Here is a 7,490-nt window from a genome sequence, read left to right as displayed (position 1 = left end):
CAGCAACTCGTAGAGATCGGTGCCCTTACGCGCACGGGCGAACGTCGGCATACCCGTTACGCGCTGCTGCTGCAGAACTAAATTCGCCGTGTGTGTGCTTCATCGAGGTCGGTATCCTGCCGAACTAGGTTCGACTCCGCTTAAGACCTTACTGGGGGGCCAGTCGAGTGGCGGCGCGTCGCCTCACAACGCCTGAGACGCCGATCAGTAAACCCATGTGCGCACACGAAATGGCCCCTCCAAATCGGCTGAAGCTCATAAAACTGTCAATAACGTCAGTCACGCCGTTTATTAGCAAGGACTAAATCGGTACGCTTATTCAATCGTAGCAGTTAACGGCTCTATCGAATGACACGGAGGCTGATTTGCGAAAGACGGCTGTAAACCAAGGATACCTCGGAGCAGGCGCTCCGGCTCAGAGCAGCATCCTTCTGCGAGGTGCGCTATTCGACGCCCGCTACATTCCTCCGCACTACCTTGACTTCTCATTCATCAAGCATGCTCTCAAGACCATCTGTCGCGAGAACGGAATTGAGCGCGACCGCAGGGCAAGGGTCGAGGTCGCTGCTATGGTAATCGCCTTGTTTCAGGAAGGGGCACGTTCCGAAGGTGAAATCGTGGAACGCGCCCGCCAGAGGTGGTCGGAGGCAAGGATCCACTAGACACGCCGAGCGGCGGCGAGTCCAATTGTCCCGCGTGGTCGCACCGCTGTCGAGGACCAGACCACCGCTCGGGATCCCTAAGCTGCACGAGATGCGGGATTGATCGACTTCATAGTTCACGAAGCGGCCCTCCTTTTGTTCGCGCACCAGCCTTGCCGCTCGCGATACGGCGAGATGCTGGGACATCGCCAGCCGAAGGAAACTGGCCGAGACGCCGGCGCGGTCCTGCAGTTCCTCCAAACGCTCACCGAAGCCGTCGCCAATGTGCCACGGTGCCGGCCGCTATTCACCCCTGATGAGGTCTCAAGAGCTGGAGGTCCCTCAAAATCCGCTGCTGACTATTCAGCTGGCTTTTGCGCTATGATCGCGTAACGATGCTGAAGGCCGCGTGCGATGGCTTTGAAGAAGCCGAAATACTGCGACTGCGCCTTATGGATCTTTCGCAGGTTAGTGTCGGCCGCAACGGGGGAGAAACCGGTTGCTTTCAGCATGCGGGAAACCGTATCAACCCGTGCGCCTCCAGAAAAATGGACGCGCGACAGGATACTCTCATGCATGCTGGCCATGGTGGCGGGGGCATGGGGTGCCTGTGTCTTGATGAGGTTCGTCCGTTCGAGGAAGGTCGCGAGACGCTTGATGAGCCGCTCAGCAAGGCCCGTGTTGACGAAATCCCCGTCGATGATCAGCAGCTTCCCGCCCGGCTTCAGGACGCGCAGCCATTCCGCAAAACAGGCTTCGGGGTCAACCAGTGTCCACACAAGGTGGCGGGTGATGATAACGTCGTAGCTGTCATCGGCTTCAAGCGTGTTCTCTGCATCGCCAACGTGAAAGCGGATCGCCCGTCCCCGCGATGCCGCCTTGGCACGTGCCCGCTCCAGCATGGCTTCCGACCAGTCGATGCCGGTAACTTGGTAGCCGAGATCGTCCATCAGGTGGGAGATCACACCAGTGCCGCTGGCAAGGTCGAGGGCCTTGCGGCCATCGCCGCGGCCGAGATGCCGCCCGATCAGTGCGTGCCAGGCCGCACGCTCCTCCTCGGAGAAAATTTCGTGACCCGGCGACTGGTCGAATGTTGCCGCGCGTTCGGACCAATAGGCCTTGATCTCATCCCGCAAGGTGAAATTGGCGCTGTCTGCCATTCGATCGCTCTGCATGTTCCGTCCCTATCTCAGCTTCGAATGCTTCTAAAAGATAAATCTTGACTATGAAAGTCATCAAATAATAAGTGCGGTTCAGTTTCCACCGGAGATTTAACCCATGCGCTTTTCTGGCAAGTCGGCAATGATCGCCCTTGGCGTTCTCGCGTCCACCGTGCTGCCCGCGATCGCCGGTCCCGTCGTCGTGAGGGACGTGACGGGCCGCGACGTCGAAGTCAATGTACCGGCAAAGCACGTCATCCTCGGCGAAGGCCGGCAGATCTATTTCCTTGCCGCGCTCGACAAGGACAACCCGTTCCAGCACGTCGTCGGCTGGCGCGACGACCTGCCGAAGGCGGACCCGGAATCCTACGCGGCCTATCTCGCAAAATACCCTGGTATCGCCAAGCTGCCGACCTTCGGCGGTATGAAGGATGGCACGTTCGATATCGAACAGGCAGTAGCCTTGAAACCCGACGTCATCCTGATGAATGTCGACGCCAAGACAGCTACGGAAGAGGCCGGCTATATCGACAAGCTTGCCAAGGTCGGCATTCCCCTGGTCTATGTCGACTTCCGGGAAAAGCCTATGGAAAACACCGAGCCTAGCATGCGTATCATGGGCACGCTGATGGGCAAGGAGAAGGTCGCCGACGACTTCATCACCTTCCGCGCCGACGCCATCAAGAAGGTCACGGATGTCCTGGAGAAGAGTAACCCCGCAAAGCCGGTCGTCTTCATGGAGCGCGCGGGCGGCTATTCCGATGATTGCTGCATGTCTTTCGGCGGCGAGAATTTCGGCAAGATGGTCGAGCTGGCCGGCGGCATCAACATGGCAAAGGACATCATTCCAGGCACCTTCGGCACGGTGAACCCGGAACAGATCATCGCCTCCAATCCTGATCAGGTCATCATCACCGGCGGCATGTGGGAAGGCTATGTGCCTGGTGGCAATTGGGTCGGCGTCGGCTATGGCGCAGATATCGCCGAAGCGCACCGCAAGCTGGAAAACCTGACGAAACGCCCAGCCTTTACCGGCATCAAGGCGGTCAAGGATGGCAATGTCCATGCCATCTGGCACCAGTTCTACAACAATCCCTACCAGTTCGTCGCAATCCAGCAGATCGCCAAGTGGCTGCACCCCGACCTGTTCAACGGACTCGACCCGGAAGCGACCTTCAAGGAGCTTCACGCGCGCTTCCTGCCGCTCGACTACAAGCCAGGCTACTTTGTCTCGTTGAAGGGCGAATAGGCGATGAGCGTTGCGACGATCGGAACGAAGGTGACGGGGCGCGATCAATATCGCACCCTTGCCTTTCGGCGCATCCTTATCCTGGCAGGTCTTGTCGTCGCGCTTGCGGCAAGCATGGCTGCCGACATGGCATTGGGCCCCGCGAATTACAGCCTTGCCGAGGTGCTGTCGGCGCTCGCTTCCCCGGAGGCTGCCGGTGACCAGCTGCGTGTCGTCATCTGGGATATCCGCATGCCGATCGCGCTGATGGCGATCACGGTCGGCGCGTCGCTCTCGGTGGCAGGTGCGCAGATGCAGACGATCCTTTCGAACCCGCTCGCCAGTCCCTTCACGCTCGGCATTTCGGCGGCCGCCAGCTTTGGCGCGGCGCTGGGGCTCGTTGCAGGTGTCGCCATTTTTCCGGGCGCGGTTCAATACATGGTTCCGGTCAATGCCTTCGTCATGGCGATGGTGGCCGCGCTCTTCATCCATTTCGCATCGACGCTGCGCGGTGTTACGGTCGAGACGATCGTGCTGCTCGGCATCGCCCTCGTCTTCACGTTCAATGCCGCCCTGTCGCTTCTCGAATACCTCGCCTCCGAACAGGCGCTCGCCGCAGTCGTGTTCTGGACCATGGGAAGCCTTACCAAGGCGACGTGGGACAAAGTCTTCGTCACCGGCGCAATTCTCGTCGTGACGCTACCGCTCTTCGCGCGTAACGCCTGGGCGTTGACAGCCCTGAGGCTCGGGGACGACAAGGCGGCGAGCATGGGCGTCAATGTCCGGCGCCTGCGCCTTCACACCATGCTTGCCGTCAGCCTGCTTGCCGCCATTCCTGTCTCCTTCGTCGGGACGATCGGCTTTGTCGGCCTCGTCGGCCCCCATATCGCGCGCATGGTCGTGGGAGAGGACCAGCGGTTCTTTCTGCCCGGTTCCGTGATCTGCGGTGCGCTGCTGCTCTCGGCGACGTCGGTCGTCAGCAAGGTCCTGATCCCCGGCGCCATCCTGCCGATCGGCGTCATCACCGCGCTTGTCGGCGTTCCCTTCTTCTTCGTCCTGATTTTCTCGAACCGGAGGCGTGCATGGTAAGCTTGGTGCTTAAGGATCTCGGCGCCAGCTATGGCAGCACGACGGTTCTGTCCAAGGTCGCAATCGAGCTCTTGACGCCCGGTTCCACCACGGCGGTGATCGGCCCGAATGCGGCCGGCAAGTCGACGCTGTTCAAGCGAATCGCCGGTCTAATTTCCGGCCCCGGTGTCGTGCAGCTTTCGGATGCGACGCGCGGCGACCGGGCGATCTGCTACATGCCGCAGGACACCGGCTCGAATGCCGTGCTGACGGTCTACGAGTCGCTCCTGCTTGCCACAAAACAGGGCGGCGGCTGGCGGGTAAAGGACGAAGAGCTTTTCGAGATTGACGCGCTCCTGAAGGCGTTGCGTATCGAGGACCTTGCCTTCCGGGGGCTAGACGCCCTGTCGGGCGGCCAGCGACAGCTCGTCTCGCTCGGCCAGGCGCTGGTGCGCAAACCCGAGGTCTTGCTGATGGACGAGCCGACTTCGGCCCTCGACCTCCATCGCCAGATCGATGTATTGGAATTCGTCGTCGATCTTGCCAGCCGCACGGGCATGATCGTGCTCATTGCGCTCCATGATCTCAATCACGCCTTGCGCTATTGCACAAACACGATCGTTATCGCCAATGGGGAAATGACCTCGAGCGGCGCGACCGCTGACGTGATCACATCGAAAATGCTGCGCGACATCTATCGTGTGGATGCCCGCATCGAAACCTGCTCGCGCGGGCGACCCGTAGTCGTCGTCGACGGTGCGCTCTGATCGAGTTGATGCTGCCGTGATAAGCTGGGAGCTCCGATCGCAAATCCAGAATCGCTCGCTTCGCGCAGGCACGATGACCCATGTTCGCTTCAGGCAGGCTATTCGACGACCTGACCTTCGAGTCAGCTGCGTGCCGCGATAGCGATGATCGCAGTCTGGTGGCAGGTCGTCGAAAATACCTCCAGCATGGTGCTGATGTCCGCCTTGAGCGCATCGACACAGGCCGCGGCGTTGGACCGACTTCTCAAACATCGCCCAGTGTGCCGAGGTATATCCCATTGCCATATCCCATTCGCAAAAACTAAATGGGATATGGCTTTCATATATCGCGGAGGATAGGAAATGGAACAAGGTGCAGTGTTTCAAAGCAATCGCAGCCAGGCCGTTCGGTTGCCGAAGGCCGTCGCTCTGCCTGATGATGTAAAGCGCGTCGATATTGTCGCAGTTGGACGCACGAGGATTATCGCCCCTGCCGGAGAAGTTTGGGACAGCTGGTTCGATGGCGAAGCGGCTACCTCGGATTTTATGAACGAACGTGATCAACCGGCCTTGCAGGAGCGTGAAGCATTTTAATGCTGAAGTACATGCTGGATACACACATCTGTACGGTTACGGTGAAGAACCGCCCGCAGCAGATGCGCGAGGCGTTCAACCGACACCATGGTCAATTCTGCATTAGCTCCATCGGTCTGATGGACTTAATCCGTGGAGCAGAAAAGCCAGCCGCCCCAGAGCGGAATTTGTCGGTCGTCGAAGGCTTTGCCGCACTGCTCGAGGTCCTTCCATATGACGAGATGGCAGCTGGCCATACAGGACAGTTGCGTGCAGAACTTGCACGCGGCGTCACCCCGATCCCGCCTTACGACCAGTTGATCGCCGATCACGCCCGCTCACGGGGGCTGATACTGGTCACGAACAATCGGCATGAGTTTGATCGCGTGCCTGGCTTGCGGGTCGAGGACTGGACAGCCTAGGCGCTTTGAATCTGGCTGAGTGGCACGCCGCAGCCTTTCACCACGCCTTGCGGGGAGGCCGCCAGCGCCCCGAACATGAAGCCAAGGTGCTCGATCTTCTGATAGGCTGTTACCAATCGCAGTCAGTGTCGAGGTCTTAAATCGGATCAAGTCCGCCATCTCCATGGCAAGCCGTGATAAAGGATCTTGTGTGGCCTTGCTCATTCCGTTCCTTCGGCGCCATTGCCGGGGGCAAGCGGAAGTAGGAGCGCAGTTTTAAGAAAGGATGTATCGGAGGCGATATCTGCTCAAGCTGACCGCGCCTGCTCGCCAGGGTCTTGTCGTGCAGATCAATCCAGTCGGTTAATCCGACGACCCGACTTTCTGGAAGCTTCACCGAACGACGCCGCGATCTTCATCATGAATGCCTTGCTGAAACGGCCGAGAACGTTTCCGTCGGGCTCGATATACCAGGAACGCTCGGCGATATCGTAATTATATTCATCGACCATGATCCAGCATCGCTTCAGGTCGGTCAAGCCGGCTCGGCGTGCTTCCGTATCCGGAACTTCAATGGCGGCGCGATCCAACTGCGGTGGCTGCGTGGTAACAGCAAGAAGAGCAAGGTGCGTGAGGCCGTCCTTGGCGCTACGGACCGCGACGACGACGCAGGTCGGCCGCGACTTGCGTCCATCTGTCTCTCCGCGGTCGTTCTGCCAAGCCCAGAGATAAGGATAGGCGATGATCTGGCCGGGGAGAAATTCACGGCTCATCGCCGTAACCTTCGCCACGCGCCAGACGATCGATTTCCGCGTCAAACAGGTCTATATGCTCTGCGGGCATGTCCGACGCACGATGTACTTTGCGAGTATCGCCGCCGGTGCGCAGACGCTCGTAATGATCGTAGCTCATAAGGACGAAGCGAGGCTTCCTATGCTTGGTCAGGACGACCGGCTCTCGGCTCGCAGCATCGGTGACGTCACCAACCTGTTTATTGAGGTCACCCGTCGTGAACTGGCGCATGGAACGAACTCCGATTGGAATTCCCAGAATATCCAGATTTTCTATATTTGCAAGAAAAACCGTTTAAGTGCTGCGTCAGTAATGCCAGACCGGTGTGTCTCCCTGGGCGGCGTCGCGCTTGCCTCGGGCTCGGTTGGCCAATTCCTGAACCGCTGGCCGAAGTTGCTGGCATGGCAGGAACGCTTCACGGGCATCGTGATGGTGGGCCTCGGCATTAGACTTTTGTTGTCGGGCCCATATGACGACGCATAGCCGCCAAAGAAAGGCGGCCGGGCAAGAAGGCGGGTTCCGATGCTTCGAGATCCGTCTTAAGCGCTTGACCTGTCTGAGTAGGGGGTCGCCGGGTCAGATCCCTTCAAGACGAGCCGAGTGTTTCATTCGATGTTACGCAACCTCCCAAACCTGATTGAGAATCTTGGCGGCCAGCGCGGCCATGTCCTCGGCGCCAATGCCGAGGGCGAGCGGGAATAGGAGGTGCTATTAAACAAAATGTGTTCGGCGACAGGCGGCTTCCTGCCGATCGTCGCTGTTTGGGTGGAGCACGTGAAGTTTCCTGGCTGAGCGATAGCCAAGCTTGCCATAGCTCATCAATACAGATAATCATGAGTTATAGAAGGGTGGTCTATAGCTCATGCAATGGAACTGGCAGA

General features: G+C 59.0%; 8 protein-coding genes and 1 pseudogene. 5 read left to right on the top strand and 4 right to left on the bottom strand.

Annotated features, from left to right (window positions below):
* Window positions 1-764 precede the first annotated feature (764 nt).
* Window positions 765-851: pseudogene (locus tag C934_RS34995) on the bottom strand (transcriptional regulator); the annotation flags it as partial.
* A gap of 149 nt (window positions 852-1,000) precedes the next feature.
* A complete protein-coding gene (locus tag C934_RS0131130; protein WP_018860413.1) occupies window positions 1,001-1,816 on the bottom strand; it encodes a class I SAM-dependent methyltransferase in 816 nt (271 codons plus the stop codon).
* Between the two features lie 103 nt (window positions 1,817-1,919).
* Between C934_RS0131130 and C934_RS0131125 the strand changes: the two genes are divergently transcribed.
* The 5 genes from C934_RS0131125 to vapC all read left to right on the top strand — a co-directional run bounded on the left by C934_RS0131125 (window position 1,920) and on the right by vapC (window position 5,838).
* On the top strand, window positions 1,920-3,050 hold the full coding sequence (locus C934_RS0131125; protein WP_018860412.1) for an ABC transporter substrate-binding protein: 1,131 nt from the start codon (window positions 1,920-1,922) through the stop codon (window positions 3,048-3,050).
* Between the two features lie 3 nt (window positions 3,051-3,053).
* Window positions 3,054-4,118 (top strand): FecCD family ABC transporter permease, encoded by a 1,065-nt coding sequence (locus C934_RS0131120; protein ID WP_018860411.1) that lies wholly within the window; start codon window positions 3,054-3,056, stop codon window positions 4,116-4,118.
* Window positions 4,112-4,864, top strand: a complete 753-nt coding sequence (locus tag C934_RS0131115) for an ABC transporter ATP-binding protein (protein WP_018860410.1) — start codon at window positions 4,112-4,114, stop codon at window positions 4,862-4,864. The genes C934_RS0131120 and C934_RS0131115 overlap by 7 nt, the downstream gene beginning before the upstream one ends.
* A gap of 342 nt (window positions 4,865-5,206) precedes the next feature.
* Window positions 5,207-5,437, top strand: a complete 231-nt coding sequence (gene vapB / locus C934_RS0131105) for a type II toxin-antitoxin system VapB family antitoxin (RefSeq protein WP_018860408.1) — start codon at window positions 5,207-5,209, stop codon at window positions 5,435-5,437.
* The gene (gene vapC, locus C934_RS0131100) at window positions 5,437-5,838 is read left to right on the top strand and encodes a tRNA(fMet)-specific endonuclease VapC (protein WP_018860407.1); all 402 of its coding nucleotides are present in this window, start codon (window positions 5,437-5,439) and stop codon (window positions 5,836-5,838) included. The genes vapB and vapC overlap by 1 nt, the downstream gene beginning before the upstream one ends.
* 329 nt (window positions 5,839-6,167) lie before the next feature.
* Here vapC and C934_RS0131095 read toward each other — a convergent pair whose 3' ends face one another.
* On the bottom strand, window positions 6,168-6,590 hold the full coding sequence (locus C934_RS0131095; RefSeq protein ID WP_018860406.1) for a hypothetical protein: 423 nt from the start codon (window positions 6,588-6,590) through the stop codon (window positions 6,168-6,170).
* A complete protein-coding gene (locus C934_RS0131090) occupies window positions 6,580-6,840 on the bottom strand; it encodes a type II toxin-antitoxin system prevent-host-death family antitoxin (protein ID WP_026372231.1) in 261 nt (86 codons plus the stop codon). Before C934_RS0131090 ends, C934_RS0131095 begins: the two co-directional genes overlap by 11 nt.
* Between the last annotated feature and the right edge of the window lie 650 nt (window positions 6,841-7,490).

Source organism: Rhizobium sp. 42MFCr.1 (assembly GCF_000377185.1).
GTDB lineage: Bacteria > Pseudomonadota > Alphaproteobacteria > Rhizobiales > Rhizobiaceae > Rhizobium > Rhizobium altiplani.
Note: the sequence above shows the minus strand (reverse complement) of the source record. Positions and strands in the feature narration are given on the sequence as shown.